This window comes from Mariniflexile sp. HMF6888, from assembly GCF_044335535.1.
GTDB lineage: Bacteria > Bacteroidota > Bacteroidia > Flavobacteriales > Flavobacteriaceae > Mariniflexile.
On the sequence record NZ_JBIQVZ010000001.1, the window covers coordinates 856,709 to 875,602 of the forward strand.

General features: G+C 35.0%; 15 protein-coding genes. 13 read left to right on the top strand and 2 right to left on the bottom strand.

Features of this window, described 5'->3' with window-relative positions:
- Positions 1-3 precede the first annotated feature (3 nt).
- On the top strand, positions 4-657 hold the full coding sequence (locus tag ACGLWY_RS03945) for a polysaccharide deacetylase family protein (RefSeq protein ID WP_396618357.1): 654 nt from the start codon (positions 4-6) through the stop codon (positions 655-657).
- Between the two features lie 246 nt (positions 658-903).
- On the opposite strand, the gene ACGLWY_RS03950 is transcribed toward ACGLWY_RS03945, so the two are convergent.
- Together ACGLWY_RS03950 and ACGLWY_RS03955 are read right to left on the bottom strand one after the other, a co-directional pair.
- A complete protein-coding gene (locus ACGLWY_RS03950) occupies positions 904-1,200 on the bottom strand; it encodes a thioredoxin family protein (protein ID WP_396618358.1) in 297 nt (98 codons plus the stop codon).
- 130 nt (positions 1,201-1,330) lie between these two features.
- Positions 1,331-2,566 (bottom strand): metallophosphoesterase, encoded by a 1,236-nt coding sequence (locus tag ACGLWY_RS03955; RefSeq protein ID WP_396618359.1) that lies wholly within the window; start codon positions 2,564-2,566, stop codon positions 1,331-1,333.
- 424 nt (positions 2,567-2,990) lie between these two features.
- Here ACGLWY_RS03955 and polA point away from each other — a divergent pair, with 424 nt between their 5' ends.
- The 12 genes from polA (at position 2,991) to ACGLWY_RS04015 (ending at position 18,818) form a co-directional block, all read left to right on the top strand.
- Positions 2,991-5,840: a DNA polymerase I gene (gene polA, locus ACGLWY_RS03960; RefSeq protein ID WP_396618360.1), complete on the top strand. Its 2,850-nt coding sequence runs from the start codon at positions 2,991-2,993 to the stop codon at positions 5,838-5,840.
- Between the two features lie 723 nt (positions 5,841-6,563).
- Entirely contained in the window at positions 6,564-7,019 is a 456-nt protein-coding gene (rplM, locus tag ACGLWY_RS03965) for a 50S ribosomal protein L13 (RefSeq protein WP_117178882.1), read from the top strand.
- Entirely contained in the window at positions 7,019-7,405 is a 387-nt protein-coding gene (gene rpsI / locus ACGLWY_RS03970; RefSeq protein ID WP_117174698.1) for a 30S ribosomal protein S9, read from the top strand. Before rplM ends, rpsI begins: the two co-directional genes overlap by 1 nt.
- 210 nt (positions 7,406-7,615) lie before the next feature.
- Entirely contained in the window at positions 7,616-8,395 is a 780-nt protein-coding gene (gene rpsB / locus ACGLWY_RS03975; RefSeq protein WP_396618361.1) for a 30S ribosomal protein S2, read from the top strand.
- An 84-nt stretch (positions 8,396-8,479) separates the two neighbouring features.
- Positions 8,480-9,454 carry a translation elongation factor Ts gene (tsf, locus tag ACGLWY_RS03980; protein ID WP_396618362.1) on the top strand — a complete coding sequence of 325 codons (975 nt, stop codon included), beginning with the start codon at positions 8,480-8,482 and terminating at the stop codon, positions 9,452-9,454.
- Between the two features lie 405 nt (positions 9,455-9,859).
- Entirely contained in the window at positions 9,860-10,567 is a 708-nt protein-coding gene (pyrH, locus tag ACGLWY_RS03985) for a UMP kinase (protein WP_117174690.1), read from the top strand.
- A gap of 43 nt (positions 10,568-10,610) precedes the next feature.
- Positions 10,611-11,168: a ribosome recycling factor gene (frr, locus tag ACGLWY_RS03990; RefSeq protein ID WP_396618363.1), complete on the top strand. Its 558-nt coding sequence runs from the start codon at positions 10,611-10,613 to the stop codon at positions 11,166-11,168.
- A 166-nt stretch (positions 11,169-11,334) separates the two neighbouring features.
- Positions 11,335-12,573: a hypothetical protein gene (locus ACGLWY_RS03995; protein WP_396618364.1), complete on the top strand. Its 1,239-nt coding sequence runs from the start codon at positions 11,335-11,337 to the stop codon at positions 12,571-12,573.
- Between the two features lie 47 nt (positions 12,574-12,620).
- Complete coding sequence (locus tag ACGLWY_RS04000) at positions 12,621-15,008, top strand: RND family transporter (protein ID WP_396618365.1); 2,388 nt, start codon at positions 12,621-12,623, stop codon at positions 15,006-15,008.
- A 238-nt stretch (positions 15,009-15,246) separates the two neighbouring features.
- Positions 15,247-16,680, top strand: coding sequence for an asparagine--tRNA ligase (asnS, locus tag ACGLWY_RS04005; RefSeq protein WP_396618366.1), 1,434 nt, complete (start codon positions 15,247-15,249; stop codon positions 16,678-16,680).
- 69 nt (positions 16,681-16,749) lie between these two features.
- On the top strand, positions 16,750-18,210 hold the full coding sequence (gene rpoN / locus ACGLWY_RS04010) for an RNA polymerase factor sigma-54 (RefSeq protein ID WP_396618367.1): 1,461 nt from the start codon (positions 16,750-16,752) through the stop codon (positions 18,208-18,210).
- The gene (locus tag ACGLWY_RS04015; protein ID WP_396618368.1) at positions 18,210-18,818 is read left to right on the top strand and encodes a hypothetical protein; all 609 of its coding nucleotides are present in this window, start codon (positions 18,210-18,212) and stop codon (positions 18,816-18,818) included. Before rpoN ends, ACGLWY_RS04015 begins: the two co-directional genes overlap by 1 nt.
- The last annotated feature ends 76 nt before the right edge of the window (positions 18,819-18,894 follow it).

The window sequence follows — 18,894 nt, forward strand, 5'->3', positions numbered from 1 at the left end:
GGGATGACCTTAACGCCAGTAAAAACACCGTTAGTTGCCAAAAAGATGTTCCCAAACTATGTTTGGGACATCCCAACTAATGATAAGGTTTTGTATCTTACATTTGATGATGGTCCCACCCCGGAAATCACCAATTGGACATTAAATACCTTAAAGGAATACAACGCAAAAGCTACTTTTTTTTGCATTGGAAACAATATTGAAAAACATCCCGAAATCTTTCAAAATATTCTAAACGAAGGACATGCCATTGGCAACCACACAAATAACCATATTAAAGGCTGGAAAACAAAGGCGAAAGACTACCTTGAAAACACTTTAGAAGCTGAAAATGTTATAACGAATCAAATTCAGGATTCGAAATTCAGAATTAAGAATTTTTTCCGTCCACCTTACGGACAGATAACACCCAAACAAGGGAAAAAACTCCTAGAATTAAACTACAAAATAATTATGTGGGATGTACTCTCTTTTGATTGGGATAAAGACGTATCGAAAGAAACGTGCTTAAAAAATGTGACTTCAAATGCAACCAACGGAAGTATCGTAGTATTTCATGATAGTATAAAAGCCTCAAAAAACATGCAATATGCATTACCAAAAGTAATGGAATATTATAGTGAAAAAGGATTTGTATTTAAATCTTTAGAATTTTGATTATTCGTTTTTTATATAATAAAGAAGCAACTAATTAATGCTAATTGGTTTTGCGTTAGGGATTACTCATGCATATTATTTTAAATTGATGAAATCGTGAATGCTATGCATTTGAAGTGGAAAGCCCACAGCGAGGTACGAGCGAGGACTTGTAGCCCTTCGTCTGCGCTCAGTGTAAACTACAAGCCCGACCTTTAGGGAACGCCCTAAAAAATATAAAAAAAGAGATTCCTGCCTTCGCAGGAATTAAACATACTTTTGAATGATACCAATAAGCGTATTCGCATCTTGCTCACCGCTTTGGCGCCATTTCATTTCGCCATCTTTATAAATAATTAATGTTGGTAATGTTTTTACACGCAACGCTTCGGCAAGCTCTTGGTTTTTTTCAACATCAATTTTAATCACTTTAGCCTTATCGCCAAGTGCAGCAGCCACATCCCTTAAAACGGCATGCATTGCTGTAGATTGATCATTCCAATCCGTGAAAAATTCTAACAAAACAGGAATTTCTACATCAATTAGTTCCCCAAATTTTGACATACTCTATTGTTTATTAGTCAAATGTACTATACAAACCTACGCAATTTTTCGAAAATATCAATAAACACGGTATTTATAATGCATTATTATAAAATTAAGCAATTACTTTGTATAATAAAAACCTAAAATATTAGGTCGTACTTGCCCCCTTTTTAAGTTCAATTACCGTAATCTCGGGCCATATCCCCACACGTCCTGGAAATGCCAAATAGCCAAACCCTCTATTCACATTGATGTACTGCCCCATTTCTTCGTAAATGCCTGCCCAATATTTGTAACGCCATTTTACGGGGCTCCACTTAAACCAACCCGGTATTTCAATACCAAACTGCATACCATGGGTATGACCACTTAGTGTTAAGTGGTAATGATAATCATCATCTATCACAACTTTTTCCCAATGGGTTGGATCGTGACTCATTAAAATTTTAAAATCGTCTTTTTTAATTCCAGAAGCAGCTTGCTGTAAATCACCCGCTTGTTTAAAACCACCTGTGCCCCAATTCTCAACACCAACCAAAGCAATACGTTCGCCATCTTTTTCTAAAAAACGGCTTTCATTCAATAATAAATCGAAACCAATTTGCTTTTGAATGGCTTTTAAATCTTCCAAGTTTTGATGTTTAGCAGCTTCAGAACTCCAAGTCACATAATCGCCATAATCATGGTTTCCCAATACCGAAAACTTACCGTCTTTAGCATGTAGCTTATTAAAAATGTCTAGATAGGGATGCATTTCTTCAGCTTTATTGTTTACCATATCGCCCGTAAACAGAATGACATCACTTTGTTGGTCATTAACCAAACTCACGGCATATTCAACTTTCTCTACATCATCAAAACTTCCCGAATGGATATCGCTTAACTGGGTTATTTTATAGCCATCGAATGCACTGGGTAAATCTTCAAAAGTTAAGGTGTATTTTAAAACTTTAAAATTATACTTGCCCTTATAAATACCATATAAAACAGATGCCAACGGAATGGCCGCTATACCAAATACAATCTGACTAACAAACTGCCTGCGTGATGCAAAATAATTCCCTTTAGCAGTATCTCCCTCGGTAAAATAACGATAAATAGCTTGTGGCACTCTAAAAACATCTTCGGCAAACATGCCTAAAAAAAGAATCATTTTGGGAATTAAAATCGCTATAAAAAATCCAAAAGCATAGGCATGAGCATGAGAAAAGCCATCACTTCTGTTAAAACCATAATAGTTAAAAACAAAATTTCCAATAACTAATATAGAAATAACCCAATACGATAAATGGAACCAGTTATTCTTTGAGATTGTTTTAAATACCTGAAAAGCATATAAATCCAGAATAAAGAAAATAACAAGAAAAATAATCCAACGAAGCATAACTACAAAATTAGGTTGTAAAGTTACTCATTTCGTATTTTGATTTTCTTATGAAACTGTTAAACGTTTGATTTCAATTTCTAAGTTAAAATTTCATCAATCGTAACATCGCAAACCCTAAATCAAAAATACTTTTCGTAGTTTTGGTTTCTTGTCTGTTCGAGCGCAGTCGAGAACTCATTTAACACCTTAAAATATTAAAAAACCTCTCGACTGCGCTCGAGGTGACAAGATGGTTTCACCTTAGAAACTGTTTAAGTTTTGTTTATTGATGCTTTTTTGAATTATTTTTGGATCAAATGAGGCGGATTTTTTTCAAATAGCAGAGCTATTAGAAAAAAAATTCAACGAAATATGGGTTAAAAAGAAACAAAAAATGGCTTTTAGATAAAATTTAAACAGTTTCTTAATATATTCAATAACAATGTCCGATCAAAAACGTCTTTTTTTAGTTGATGCTTATGCTTTAATTTTCCGTGGGTATTATGCCTTTATAAAAAACCCAAGAGTCAATTCTAAAGGTGTTGACACGTCTGCTATTATGGGTTTTATGAACTCCCTTTTAGATGTCATTAAACGCGAACGCCCCGACCATTTAGCCGTATGCTTTGATAATGGTGGAAGCGTTGATAGAGTTGAACTATTTGAAGCCTATAAAGCCAATAGGGACGCAACACCTGAAGCTATAAAAATTGCCATTCCTTATATTCAAGACATTTTAAAGGCCATGCACATACCCATTATGACAAAAGAAGGATTTGAAGCCGACGATGTCATAGGAACCCTTTCTAAACAAGCCGAAAAAGAAGGCTATAAAACCTTTATGGTAACGCCCGATAAAGATTTTGCTCAATTGGTGTCCGAAAACATTTTTATGTACCGCCCTGTTTTTGGAGGTGGTTATGAAACTTGGGGGATCCCCGAAGTACAAAAAAAATTCGAGGTAACCGACCCTCTACAAGTGATTGATTTTCTTGGAATGATGGGCGACTCTAGCGATAACATTCCTGGGTTACCTGGTGTTGGCGAAAAAACAGCTAAGAAATTTTTAGCGCAGTATGGCAGTATGGAAAACCTACTAGCCAATACCCACGAGCTAAAAGGTAAAATGAAAGAAAACATTGAAGGCGCTAAAGAATTGGGCTTACTTTCAAAAAAGCTGGCAACCATCATGCTAGATGTTCCAGTAACTTTTCATGCCAAGGATTTTGAATTGGATCAACCGGATCTTCCAAAAGTTACCGAAATTTTTCAAGAGTTGGAGTTTCGTCAATTACTTGCAAATTTTGAAAAAACGTTTGCTGTGGAAGCAGCGTCAACCGAAACAACTTCAACTTCAAATAAAATAGAAACAAGAGTGACACCCAAAGAGACATCTTCTGCAGGTGCTGGGCAGTTTTCGTTATTCGGTGGCGACATATCTACTTCAGAAAAGACAGAAACTGTTTCAGAATTCACTCGGAAAACAGCCGCAACCACCTCACATTTTTACCAAAGTGTAGCCTCTGGTATGGCAACCAAACTATTCATTAAAAATTTAATGAACCAAACGTCAGTTTGCTTTGACACCGAAACAACCAATATAAACCCCATAACAGCACAATTGGTAGGTATTGCTTTTTCGTGGGAAGTTGGAAAAGGGTTTTATCTTCCGTTTCCTGAAGACCAAAACGAAGCCCAAGAACTTATAGAGCAATTACGTCCGTTTTTTGAAAGTGAAAACATTGAGAAAATTGGGCAGAATTTAAAATACGATATCAAGGTTTTAGCCAAATACAATATTGAAGTAAAAGGAAAACTCTTCGATACCATGTTGGCACATTATTTAATTAATCCAGATATGCGTCATAATATGGACGTGTTGGCAGAAACCTATTTAAATTATTCGCCAATTTCTATTGAAGTACTCATTGGTAAAAAAGGCAAAAACCAACTTTCGATGCGCGACGTTCCATTAGAGAAACAAACCGAATACGCTGTTGAAGATGCCGATATCACCCTGCAACTTAAAGAACATTTTGAAAAAGAATTAGGTGAAGCCAACACCCAAAAACTGTTTGATGATATTGAAATTCCGTTGCTTCGTGTGCTGGCCGCTATGGAATTGGAAGGCATTAATTTGGATGAAAAATTCTTGAATTCACTTTCAGAACAACTTGAAAATGATATAAAATCTTTAGAAACCAAAATTTACGCAGAAGCAGGTGAGGAATTCAACATTGCATCACCAAAACAATTAGGCGATATCTTGTTTGACAAATTAAAATTGGTCGATAAACCAAAGAAAACCAAAACCGGACAGTATGCCACTTCCGAAGATATTTTAAGCTATTTGGCAAAAGACCATGCCATTATTCAGCATATCTTAGATTTTAGAGGGCTATCAAAACTAAAAAGCACTTATGTGGATGCTTTACCAACACAGGTAGAACCTTCAACAGGGCGTGTCCACACCGATTATATGCAAACTGTAGCTGCTACCGGGCGACTTTCAAGTAATAACCCGAATCTTCAAAACATTCCAATTCGTACCGAACGCGGGCGTCAAGTACGCAAAGCATTCATTCCGCGAAGCGAAGACTATGTCTTATTAGCTGCCGATTATTCGCAAATAGAACTTCGCATTATTGCTGCTTTAAGCAAGGAAGAAACCATGATTAACGCCTTTAAAAATGGAGAAGATATTCATGCCAGTACCGCTTCAAAAGTATTTAATGTTCCTATTGAAGAAGTCACCCGCGAACAACGTAGCAATGCTAAAACCGTGAATTTCGGAATTATATATGGCGTTTCCGCTTTTGGGTTAAGCAACCAAACCAATTTAAGCAGAAGCGAATCAAAAGAATTGATTGATACTTATTATATGACCTATCCAAAGCTTAGAAGTTTTATAAGTGAGCAAATCGATTTTGCACGTGAAAACGGCTATGTTCAAACGGTTTTGGGCAGACGCCGCTATTTAAACGACATCAATTCCAGAAACGCCGTGGTTAGAGGTGCTGCCGAACGTAATGCGGTAAATGCGCCTATACAAGGTAGTGCTGCCGATATTATAAAAATAGCCATGATCAAGATTTACGAGAAACTCCAAACTGGAAATTTTAAAACAAAAATGTTGTTGCAGGTGCATGATGAGTTGGTTTTTGATGTGTATAAACCTGAATTGGAAACCATCAAAACGTTGGTTAAGACCGAAATGGAAAATGCCTATAAACTGGAAGTGCCATTAGATGTGGATTTGGGTGTTGGTAATGATTGGTTGGAGGCGCATTAATTAGTCCCTAAAAAAGCTCTTTAAGAAGAACAATGCAGAAGTATATCCGTAACAAATAATTTGTTGGAGAGCTATACTAATCCCCTGAATTTTGTTTTAGTACATGACAAAAATTGAAGCGTGTCTAGTCCATAATAGTAGAAAAGAGAGGGGATTGTCAAGAAAATCGAGATCAAAGTCTCTTTACACAAAATAACCTTAATTCTCTCTTTTTGTTCTTTCTGGTTAACACCTCTAAAATAGTGGATTGTAAACTTAAGCCGGTAACTGTTGCACAAGCCCATAATTTCATAAAAACAGAATACTAAAACGCCCATTTTAAGGGGGGTTGTTGTTTTTAAATAGGTATTACAATTAAATTCAAGATGACTATATGGGCTTATAATGGCGTCTATAATAGCCTTAAAACGATAAAATAGAGAACGTAGACTTGCCACGCCACTCTTACTGTGTTTCTCAATGAATTTCAGGTACTTTTTAAGGTTTATAGGCAATAGCAGAAAGCTGCATGCACTTATTGGCCTGATCAATTCCAATGGTATTGACTTTATTTAGACCCATAAACTGTATGAGTGTTCCTAATAGGGGTTCTACAGGACTCTAATTTTCAACAGAACACTTGGTAAATAAAATTTCCCGTTTACTATTTGGTAATCACATAGATTGTCGTACATTTGCAAACTCTTTTTGAGAGAGGAATGTTTAATAAAAATAATTAATAACGTGGACACATTAAGCTACAAAACCATTTCAGCTAACAAAGCAACTGTAGATAAGCAGTGGGTTTTAGTTGACGCTGAAGGTCAATCTTTGGGTCGTTTAGCTTCAAAAGTTGCAAAACTTTTAAGAGGCAAACATAAACCTAGCTTCACACCACACGTTGATTGTGGTGATAACGTAATTGTTATCAACTCAGAAAAAATCAACTTAACAGGAAACAAGTGGAACGATAAAACGTACATTCGTCACACAGGGTATCCAGGTGGTCAAAGAAGTTTAACTGCTACCGAATTGTTTGGAAAAGATCCTGCAAGAGTAGTAGAAAAATCAGTAAAAGGAATGTTACCTAAAAACAAATTAGGTGCAGATTTATTCCGTAATTTAAACGTTGTTGTTGGTTCAGAGCATACGCATGCAGCTCAAAAACCAAAAACAATTAACTTAAACGAATTCAAGTAATGGAAGTAATTCACAAAATTGGCCGTAGAAAAACGGCAGTTGCTCGTGTATATGTTGCCCCAGGAAAAGGGAACATCACAGTAAACAAAAAAGAATTAAACGCTTACTTTACTACATCTACGTTACAATACAAAGTAAACCAACCATTAGCTATGACTAATAACGAAGGTAACTTTGATATTACAGTAAATGTATTAGGTGGCGGTATTACTGGTCAAGCAGAAGCTGTTCGTTTAGCTATCTCTCGTGCTATGTGCGAAGTAGATGCAGAAAACAGACTAACACTTAAACCAGAAGGCTTATTAACAAGAGACCCAAGAATGGTAGAGCGTAAAAAATTCGGTCAGAAAAAAGCGCGTAAGAAATTCCAGTTCTCTAAACGTTAATATCCTGAACTTGATACAGGATCTTTCAATCAGATGCCTTTATCAAATTCAATTAAACAGATGCTGAAATAAATTCAGCATTATTAAAAATTAACTCAGTTATTGTTGTCCTAGTCCAAAAGACAGGATTTAGTTTAGCATCTAAATGAAGCCTAAAGCCTAAAGCCCAAAGGAACATTGCTAATTCAACAGAACGTAAACTATTACAAAATGGCAGTAGAAGTAAAAGAATTACTTGAAGCAGGTGTACACTTCGGTCACCTTACACGTAAGTGGGATCCAAACATGGCACCTTACGTATATATGGAGCGCAACGGCATCCATATTATAAACCTTTATAAAACAGCGGCAAAAATTGATGAAGCAGGAGAAGCATTAGCTAAAATTGCAGCATCAGGTCGTAAAATTTTATTCGTTGCAACAAAAAAACAAGCAAAAGATATTGTAGCTGAAAAAGCGGGTACTATTAACATGCCTTACATCACAGAAAGATGGCCAGGTGGTATGTTAACTAACTTTGTCACTATTAGAAAAGCTGTTAAAAAAATGGCTTCTATTGATAGAATGAAGAAAGACGGTACGTTCTTAACACTTTCTAAAAAAGAACGTTTACAAGTAGATCGTTTAAGAGCTAAGTTAGAGAAAAACTTAGGTTCTATTGTAGACATGACACGTTTACCAGGTGCATTATTTGTAGTTGATATTAAACGTGAGCACATCGCTATTAAAGAAGCTCAAAAATTAAACATTCCTATTTTTGCAATGGTAGACACCAACTCCGATCCACGTCAAGTTGATTATGTTATACCTGCAAATGATGATGCTTCTAAATCAATCGATAAAGTGCTATCTTATGTAACAGCATCTATTGCTGCTGGTTTAGCCGATAGAAAAGCTGATAAAGATACAGACCAAGAAGATGACGACGTAGTAGTTGCACCAACAAAAAAGCGTGCTTCTAAAGCAGTTGTTGCTGACGAGGAAGAATAATTAACAATTTCACAATACAAATAAGTCGTTTAATTATTTTCTTTACAGGAATATTTGAACGACTTTTTTAAATTTTAAAAATATATGGAATCTACAGTAAAAATTACAGCAGCTGAGGTTAATAAATTAAGACAAGCTACTGGTGCAGGAATGATGGATTGTAAAAAAGCTTTAGTTGAGGCTGAAGGCGATTTCGACAAAGCCATTGAAGTTTTACGTAAAAAAGGTCAAAAAGTAGCTGCTAATAGAGCAGACCGTGAGTCTTCTGAAGGTGCTGCCATTGCAAAAGTTAATGCAGACAATACCGTAGGTGTTGCTATTGTTTTAGGTTGCGAAACCGACTTTGTTGGTAAAAACGAAAACTTTGTTGCTTTAGCAAACCAATTAGCAGATTTAGCTTTTAACTACAACACAAAAGAAGAGCTTTTAGCTGCCGATTTTGGTGGAATGACAGTTGCTGATAAATTAATTGAGCAAACGGGCGTTATTGGCGAAAAATTAGATATCAATGCGTTTGAAAAATTAGAAGCACCTTACGTTGGTAGCTATGTTCACATTAACAAAATTGCTGCTTTAGTAGGTTTATCTGCTAATGTGAAAAATGCTGAAACATTGGCAAAAGACGTTGCTATGCAAGTAGCTTCTATGGGAGCTTCTACATTATCTTATAAAGATTTCGATCCTGCTTTTATCGATTCAGAATTAGAGGCAAGAATTGCAGTTATTGAAAAAGACAACGAAGAATTAGCACGTTTAGGTAAAACGCTTAAAAACGTACCTCAATATATTTCTATGGCACAATTAACGCCAGAAGTATTAGCTCAAGCGGAAGAAGATGCTAAAGCACAATTAAAAGCTGAAGGTAAACCAGAACAAATTTGGGATAAAATTTTACCTGGTAAAATTGAACGTTTCATTTCAGACAACACCACTTTAGACCAAGAACAATGTTTATTAGATCAAAACTTTATTAAAGATGACAAAATAAACGTTGCTAAATATGTTGCATCTTACGGAGATGTTGCTATTTCAGGATTTAAACGTGTTGCTTTAGGATAATTTTCATTTTTTCAGGAAATGAAAATCTAAAAAAGCAATAAAATATTTTTAAAAAACCACTACACTATATCAGGTAGTGGTTTTTTTTATAGAAGTGGTTTAAATTTTTTCCAATTGGCTAAAAAACCGCCCTTTTTTGCCCACTCTATGTCTTTTTTTCTTTCCGTAGCAATGCTATGCAACTCTAAAAAGACTTCGATTGGACAAAAAAATGACTGATTTTCGCTTCAATCGAAAAAGTTTAAGCCACTTCATAAAAATTCCGCTTTAGCAATTTAAGATATTGTTTATATTTGCTGAACTTTCAAAAACTAAGATGTAATAAGCAACTAATAATATTTAGAAAAGAACTAAATAATTGATTTGCGAATGGCACCTGACCTTTAAAAGCAATAAAAACTATAGATGAAATATAAAAGAATTCTTTTAAAACTATCTGGTGAAGCCCTAATGGGAGATCGCCAATACGGTATCGATCCAGAACGTTTATCCGAATATGCACAAGACATTAAAGCTATTACCGATAAAGGCGTAGAAGTTGCCATAGTCATTGGCGGAGGCAATATTTTTAGAGGTGTGGCTGGAGCAAGCAACGGTATGGATCGTGTACAAGGCGACCATATGGGTATGCTGGCAACCGTTATAAACGGCTTAGCCTTACAAAGCGCCTTAGAAGATGCTGGATTACCAACACGCTTACAATCTGCCGTACACATTAACCAAGTTGCTGAACCTTTTATTAGACGTAAAGCCATGCGACACCTAGAAAAAGGGCGCGTTGTTATTTTTGGCGGTGGCACAGGAAATCCTTATTTTACTACCGATTCGGCAGCCGTTTTACGTGCTATTGAAATTGAAGCCGATGTTATTTTAAAAGGAACACGTGTTGATGGTATTTATAATGTAGACCCAGAAAAAGATGCTAAAGCGATTAAATTCAATTTCATATCGTTTGACGATGTATTGCGAAAAGGCTTAAAAGTAATGGATACTACAGCTTTTACGCTTAGTCAGGAAAATCAACTTCCAATAATAGTATTTGATATGAATAAAAAGGGCAACTTATTAAAAGTTGTTTCTGGTGAAAAAGTAGGAACCGAAGTAAACCTCTAAATTTGGCGTAATTTTTGAGTAATTGATTGAAAAATTTAATGTTATGAATGAAGACATACAATTTATATTAGACACTGCAAAAGAAGCAATGGATAATGCCATCAAGCATTTAGAAAAGCAATTTGTTAATATTAGAGCGGGAAAAGCAAGTCCTGCTATGCTTGGAAGTGTCATGGTTAATTATTATGGAGCCCAAACACCTTTAACCCAAGTTGCCAATGTTAATACACCCGATGGTAGAACCATAACAGTACAGCCTTGGGAAAAAAAGATGCTTCAAGAGATTGAAAAAGGCATTCAAATTGCAAATCTTGGTTTCAACCCTATGAACAATGGCGATACCATCATCATTAATGTACCACCATTAACTGAAGAACGTCGCCGTGATTTAGCAAAACAAGCCAAATCTGAAGCTGAAGACGCTAAAATAGGGGTTCGTTCTGCTAGAAAAGACGCCAACAACGAGATTAAAAAATTAGACGACGTTTCTGAAGACCTAAAAAAGAACGCCGAAGTAGATGTGCAACATTTAACTGATAAGTACGTTAAAAAGATTGATGACCTTTTCGACTCCAAAGAAAAGGAAATTATGACTGTATAATTAAACTCGTTTAAACTTTTCATAATTGGCTAAAAAATGGTCTTTTTGCATCAATCAAAAAAGTTTAAACGAGTTCATTTTAAAGCGACTTGTTAGTCGCTTTTTTTACAAACTTTAGCTTTGCATTGTACCTATGTGTAAATATTGTATCTTTTTCTTTTTTATTTTGCAGGCTACAATATTTCAGGCACAATCCAGTTATAAAACCTATTCAGAAACCGCTCAAGATTCTATTAAAAAAAGTGCTTTAGTAAAAGGTCTTGGTAACGGATACATTCCAACAAAATATTTCAATTTCGACTTAAGATATCTCATAAAATACAATCAATATGAAGGTGTGCGAACAGGAATTGGCGGTGTTACAAACGATACGTTTTCAGAAAAAATAAAAATAAATGGTTACGGTGTTTATGGGTTTAGAGACCACCGTTTTAAATACAGTGTTGGCAGCAGTTTTCGCTTAAACAAAAAAACCAATACTTGGATGACACTTTCCTATACCGATGACTTACAAGAAACCGGAAGTACCAAGTTTTTAACAGATAAACGTTTTTTTCAATTTTTCGAACCCCGTTTACTTAACATCGATTTGTTCCATAAGCACATCACAAAAGCGGTAGCATTCGAGCATCAAATCTCAAACAACCTAAACGCCGAAACAGAATTTTCAGTAAACAAGATTGAACCCACTTATAATTACGGATATGTAACTAGTAATGGCATTCTAAATACTTTTGACTTGAGCCTTGCAAAATTTGCATTACAATGGAGTCCTTTTAAAAGTTCCAACATTTCTGAAACAGGGTTAAAAGACACTAAAAACGAGTTTCCACTAGTTACCATGCAATACACAAAAAGCTTTAACGATGTCTTTAAAAGCGATTTAAGTTTTTCAAAATTAGACTTTAGAACGATTCATAAAATTGGCAAAAATAAGGACAACCTTTCTGAGATTACTTTAGTTGCAGGAATAGCAAAAGGAGACGTTCCCTTAACCCACTTATACCACGCCTACCCCAATAATATTAATAAAGAAACCATTATGCAACGCTTTTCGGTTGCAGGCACCAATAGTTTTGAAACCATGTTTTTTAATGAGTTTTTTTCTGATAAGTTTGCAACGCTTCAATTTAAACATTTTCTTAAACCCTTTCATATTTCAGAGCGCTATAAGCCCCAAATGGTTTTAATTACCCGTTATGCCATTGGCGACACAAAGCAACCGGAAAAACACCAAAACGTCACTTTTGGTTCGCTTAAAAAGGGCTATACCGAATCGGGTTTCGAGATTAACAAACTACTTTTCGGGTTTGGATTAAGCTTTACGTACCGCTATGGTGCTTACCACTTACCTGAAATTGGTGACAATGTTGCTTTTAAGTTTACATTTAACCTGACTTTATGAGGTAGTACCCTCATTTTTTCTACCTTTGCGCAACTTTTATTTAAGGCATGTTAAAACTTTTTACCAAAGATTTTTGGGACGTTATCGCAAGGTTAATTTTACGCAATAAAATAGGCATTCTTGTTGGTATTATTATTATAACCGTTTTATTTAGTACGCAATGGAAAAACATGCGTTTTTCCAATACCGAAGCGAACCTGTTGCCAGATGACCACGAAGTAAATATTACTTACAATAACTTTTTAAAAACCTTTGGAGAAGAGGGAAACCTTATTATAATTGGTGTAAAAGACAGCACTTTATTATCGGTTGACAAACTAAATGCTTGGAATGAATTAGCAGATAGTTTTAAAAAATATGATGAAGTAGAAACTGTTATTTCAGTTAAAGACCTTCAAAAACTTGTAAAAGACACAGTTCTACAAAAGTTTAGCTTAAAACCGTTCATTAAAGATTCCATTACTTCCTTAGGTCAAATAAATGAACTTAAAGACGAACTTTTCAACAAATACCCTTTTTACGATAATTTCTTATTCAATAAGAAAACAAAAACCATAAGAACTATTATTTATCTTGATAAGGCTATTGTTAACACATCCACTAGAAAAGATTTTATAATTAATGAATTAGTACCTAAAATTGAGTCTTTTGAGGCTTCCGAAAATTTAGATCTTCGCATTTCGGGCATGCCTTATATTAGAACGCTAAACGCCCAATTAATAGTAGATGAAATTGTTTGGTTTGTTTTAGCTGCTTTGTTGGTAACCTCTCTTATCTTCTTTTTCTTTTTTAGATCGTTTAGAGCCACGTTCATTTCACTGGTAGTAGTATGTGTCGGAGTCATGTGGACCTTAGGCATTATTGGTGCTTTAAACTACGAGATAACCGTTTTAACCGCTCTTATTCCGCCATTAATTATTGTTATAGGTATCCCAAACTGTATCTTTTTAATTAATAAATACCAACACGAAGTAAAACTACATGGTAATAAAGTAAAATCGTTACAGCGCGTTATTACAAAAATTGGCAATGCGACTTTAATGACCAATGTGACCACAGCTTCTGGTTTTGCTACGTTTATTTTCACTGAAAGTACACTTTTAAAAGAATTTGGTATTGTAGCTTCTTTAAGTATCTTATCAATTTTTATATTGTGTTTGCTAATTATCCCTATTATCTATACATTTTTACCTTTTCCTAAAGACAGACATTTAGAACACCTAAACAAGCGTTGGATTGGTGGTTTTGTAAACTGGATGGAGCGTATGGTAAAACATGAGCGCATAGCCATTTACTCGGTAGCCTTGGTTTTATTAATCGTAAGCATTATTGGTATCTATCAAATAAAAATTTCGGGCAGTTTAATTGAAGACATGCCGCAAGATTCTGAATTTGTTAATGATATCCGCTTTTTTGAAGATGAATTTAATGGCATCATGCCTTTAGAGTTTATGATTGACACCAAGCGCAAACAAGGTGTTATGAAACTTTCAACGTTAAGGCGTATGGACGAACTTCAGGAATTAATTAACGAAATACCTGAATTATCAAAGCCCATTTCGGTAGTTGATTTGGTTAAATACTCAAAACAGGCCTATTACAACGGCAACCCCAATTTTTACCAACTGCCTACATCACAAGAGAATAGCTTTATATTATCGTATGCAAAAAACTCGACATCGGACGTCGATTTGCTTAAGAATTTTGTTGATAGTACAGGTCAATATGCCCGCATCACAACCTTTATGAAAGATATTGGAACTGATAAAATGGAGCGCATTGAAGAAGACATTCAAACCAAAATAAACAAACTTTTCCCTAAAGAGCAATACAACGTTACCATGACAGGTAAAGCCTTGGTATTTCAAAAAGGCACAGCCTATCTGGTTAAAAACCTAGCTATTTCTTTATCGCTTGCCATTCTTCTAATAGCGCTGTTTATGGCATATATGTTTAGGTCTGGACGTATGATAATTGTTTCGTTAATACCTAATCTTATTCCGCTCTTGGTAACCGCAGGTCTTATGGGCTATTTGGGTGTTCCTATTAAGCCTTCAACCATTTTGGTGTTTAGCATTGCCTTTGGAATTTCGGTAGACGATACCATTCACTTTTTGGCAAAATACCGGCAAGAACTACAGGCAAACAACTGGAAAATTAAAACATCCGTTTACGGGGCTTTGCGCGAAACCGGAGTTAGTATGTTTTACACTTCTATTGTACTGTTCTTTGGATTTTCGGTGTTTACCATTTCTAGTTTTGGAGGCACAGTGGCTTTAGGAGCATTGGTTTCAGCAACCTTACTTTTTGCTATGTTATCAAACTTATTGTTGCTTCCTTCTTTACTATTATCGTTAGAACGCAGCATTGCCAATAAAGAAGTATTAAGAGAACCAGCTATAAATATTATTCCGGAGGAAGACGAAACCGATTAGTCTAAAAAATTCAGGATTCGGGATTCAGAATTTTCTATATTTACATTAATAAATTTTAATGCTTATGAAATGCCAAAAACGAAAGCTTAAGAAGATTTTCCTGACGGTATGCGTATGACTTAAAAAAAAACAATATATATATAAACAGATGAAACACCTATGAGAATAGCATCCACACACACGAGGATGATTGTTAAGGGTGTTCCATCTGACAATTAACAAACAATAAATATAACAGATGAAATCACGTACTATTTCAGAATTATTGTCACAAGATTTTGTTAGTTCTGAAGTTGATATAAAAGGATGGGTTAGAACCTTTAGAGCAAATCGATTTATCGCTTTAAACGATGGCTCTACAATCAATAACATACAATGTGTTGTCGATTTTGAAACCTTAGATGAAGCACTTTTAAAACGGATTACAACCGGTGCAGCCATACATATTAAAGGCGACTTGGTAGAAAGCCAAGGCAAAGGGCAGAAAGTAGAGATTCAAGTCAAAGACATCAAAATTTTAGGAGATTCAGACCCTGAAACCTACCCCATTCAACCTAAAAAACATTCTTTTGAATTTTTAAGGGAAAATGCCCATTTACGCACTCGAACCAACACCTTTAGTGCTGTGATGCGTTTGCGTTCAGCCTTATCATTTGCCATTCATAAATATTTTAATGATAATGGATTCTACTATGTACATACGCCAATTATAACAGGAAGTGATGCCGAAGGCGCGGGCGAAATGTTTAGAGTCACCAATCTCGATGCAAAAAAACCACCTCTAAATGAAGAAGGTCATGTAGATTATTCTAAAGATTTCTTCGGAAAAGAAACCAACCTAACCGTTTCTGGGCAGTTAGAAGCCGAAACCTATGCCATGTCTTTAGGAAAGGTTTATACTTTTGGGCCTACTTTTAGGGCTGAAAACTCAAATACCTCCCGCCATTTAGCCGAATTTTGGATGATAGAACCCGAAGTGGCTTTTATGGATTTGGCTGGCAATATGGATTTAGCCGAAGATTTTATGAAATTCGTGCTAAAATACATTCTTAAAAATAATCGTGAAGATTTAGAATTTTTAGACACTCGTTTGCAGGACGAAGATAAAACCAAACCACAAAATGAGCGTCAAGAGATGGGTTTAATTGAAAAGTTAAATTTTGTTATCGATAATAATTTTAAACGCGTTAGTTATACCGAAGCCATTGATATTCTTAGAGACAGCACCCCAAATAAGAAAAAGAAATTTAAGTATATTATTAAAGAATGGGGAACCGATTTACAAAGTGAACACGAACGCTTTCTTGTTGAAAAACACTTTAAATGTCCAGTTATTTTGTTCGATTATCCCGCAAACATTAAAGCGTTTTATATGCGTTTGAATGATGACGGAAAAACAGTTCGCGCTATGGATATTTTATTCCCTGGTATTGGCGAAATTGTGGGTGGAGCACAACGTGAAGAACGTTTAGAAGTGCTGAAACAAAAAATGGCAGCCATCAATATTCCTGAAGAAGACCTTTGGTGGTATTTAGACTTACGCAAGTTTGGTACTGCTGTACATGCTGGGTTTGGTCTTGGATTTGAACGTTTGGTAATGTTTGCTACAGGCATGAGCAATATTAGAGATGTTATTCCGTTTCCAAGAACACCACAAAACGCCGAATTTTAAAAAACATTAGTATCTTGGTAACAAATTAGTAAATAGTTATTTTACTATTATTTTAAACCAAATCGAAGTATGCTCAAACAACATTTACAATTCAAATTATCACAAAAGCTGTCACCGCAACAAATTCAGTTAATGAAATTGATACAGTTGCCTACGCAAGCATTTGAGCAACGTTTAAAACAAGAATTAGAAGAAAACCCTGCTTTAGAAGCCGGTAAAGAAGAATTAGAAAACGATTTTGATTCTGATTTGGACAATTCAAATGACGATTTTAATGATAGCGAATCTATTGGGGACGACGACATCAATGTGGATGAATATCTGAGTGATGATGAAATTCCAGATTACCGTACCCAGGCAAACAATTATAGCAGTGACGACGAAGAAAAAACGATGCCTTATGCCGCAGGAACTTCTTTTACACAGCATTTAATAAATCAGTTGAATACCTATAGGTTAGACGATGAGGAGTACGAAATCGCTGAATTTTTAGTTGGTAGCGTTGATGAAAGTGGTTATATACGTCGTTCTTTATCAGATATTATGGACGATCTGGCTTTTACACAAAGTGTCTATACTACCGAAGAAAAAATAGGTAAAGTTCTTAAAATTGTACATCAATTGGATCCTGCAGGTGTTGGTGCTAGAAATTTACAAGAATGCTTAAGTATTCAACTGCATAGAAAAGAAAAAACGCCCGATACCGAATTGGCTATTGATATTATTGATACCGCATTTGAGCAATTCACTAAAAAGCATTACGATAAACTTATTCAGAAGTTTGATATTTCAGAAATTCAATTAAAAGATGCCATTCACGAAATTGAACATTTAAACCCAAAACCCGGTGGATCTTATGCTGGCAATAATAGAATTGTAGAGCATGTGGTTCCAGATTTTGCCATTAAAATAGTTGATGGAGAATTAGAATTAACGCTTAATGGGCGTAATGCTCCCGAACTTCATGTTTCTAGAGAGTATAACAATATGCTTAAAGGTTATAAAGAGTCGAAAGACAAATCGAAGTCCCAAAAAGATGCTGTTATTTTTATTAAACAAAAACTAGATGCTGCCAAATGGTTTATTGAAGCTATCAAACAACGCCAACAAACCTTATTCATTACCATGAGTGCCATTATGCACTACCAAGAAGAGTATTTTTTAACAGGCGATGAACGCAACTTAAAACCTATGATTCTAAAAGATATAGCCGATGAAATTTCTATGGATGTCTCTACCGTTTCAAGGGTTGCCAATAGTAAATATGTTGACACGCCTTATGGCACCAAATTGATCAAAGAGTTCTTTTCGGAATCAATGAAAAACGACCAAGGGGAAGATGTTTCAACAAGAGAAATAAAGAAAATTTTAGAAACCGTTATTGAAGAAGAAGATAAGAGAAAGCCTTTAACCGATGAAACTTTGGCTTTGATTTTAAAAGAAAAAGGCTATCCTATAGCACGACGCACTGTTGCTAAATACAGAGAACAATTAGATGTTCCTGTAGCCCGATTACGAAAAAAAATATAATGGATAGAATTTTAAAAAGCATCTCGTTTATTTTTCACCCATTACTTATACCGTTTATGGGGGTTGCTTTTTATTTTTTAGTATCTCCTCGCTTTACCCCTAAAGAAGTAATACATGCCAAGCTTATTTCTTTAGCTATACTGACTATTATATTACCTGTTTTAATATACTTTTTATTAAAGACCTTAGGTAGAGTACAATCTGTCTATTTAAAAACAACTAACGAACGCATTTTACCCTTAGTTTTAAATGGAGCTATTGTCCTAATAGTATTGCTACGTATTTTAACTCAAACGCAATTTATAGAACTCTATTTCTTTTTTGTAGGTATTTTAATTTCAACAATGGCGTGTTTAATATTAGCCATTTTGAAATTCAAAGCAAGTATTCATATGATTGGTGTATCGGGACTTTTTATGTTTTTTATTATTTTAAGCATTCATTTTAGTATAAACATTAACGAAATACTGGCTTTAATGAGTATCATAATGGGTGCCGTAGCTACTTCTAGACTGCATGTAAAAGCACATAACTATAAAGAGTTAATTATGGGCTTTTTTATTGGCGTGATGCCTCAGTTAATCTTAGTGAATTATTGGTTGAATTAGTTTATTACTTAAAAACAATATCATTACAAAACCTGAGTTCTGGTTGATAAACATACCCTGTAACTTTTAACAGTTT

Coding starts and splice junctions, on each gene's coding strand:
- rpsB (WP_396618361.1), top strand. CDS start 7,616: ATGGCAGTAGAAGTAAAAGAATTACTTGAAGCAGGTGTACACTTCGGT.
- rpsI (WP_117174698.1), top strand. CDS start 7,019: ATGGAAGTAATTCACAAAATTGGCCGTAGAAAAACGGCAGTTGCTCGT.
- pyrH (WP_117174690.1), top strand. CDS start 9,860: ATGAAATATAAAAGAATTCTTTTAAAACTATCTGGTGAAGCCCTAATG.
- ACGLWY_RS03945 (WP_396618357.1), top strand. CDS start 4: ATGACCTTAACGCCAGTAAAAACACCGTTAGTTGCCAAAAAGATGTTC.
- frr (WP_396618363.1), top strand. CDS start 10,611: ATGAATGAAGACATACAATTTATATTAGACACTGCAAAAGAAGCAATG.
- ACGLWY_RS03950 (WP_396618358.1), bottom strand. CDS start 1,200: ATGTCAAAATTTGGGGAACTAATTGATGTAGAAATTCCTGTTTTGTTA.
- polA (WP_396618360.1), top strand. CDS start 2,991: ATGTCCGATCAAAAACGTCTTTTTTTAGTTGATGCTTATGCTTTAATT.
- ACGLWY_RS04000 (WP_396618365.1), top strand. CDS start 12,621: ATGTTAAAACTTTTTACCAAAGATTTTTGGGACGTTATCGCAAGGTTA.
- asnS (WP_396618366.1), top strand. CDS start 15,247: ATGAAATCACGTACTATTTCAGAATTATTGTCACAAGATTTTGTTAGT.
- tsf (WP_396618362.1), top strand. CDS start 8,480: ATGGAATCTACAGTAAAAATTACAGCAGCTGAGGTTAATAAATTAAGA.
- ACGLWY_RS03955 (WP_396618359.1), bottom strand. CDS start 2,566: ATGCTTCGTTGGATTATTTTTCTTGTTATTTTCTTTATTCTGGATTTA.
- ACGLWY_RS04015 (WP_396618368.1), top strand. CDS start 18,210: ATGGATAGAATTTTAAAAAGCATCTCGTTTATTTTTCACCCATTACTT.
- rpoN (WP_396618367.1), top strand. CDS start 16,750: ATGCTCAAACAACATTTACAATTCAAATTATCACAAAAGCTGTCACCG.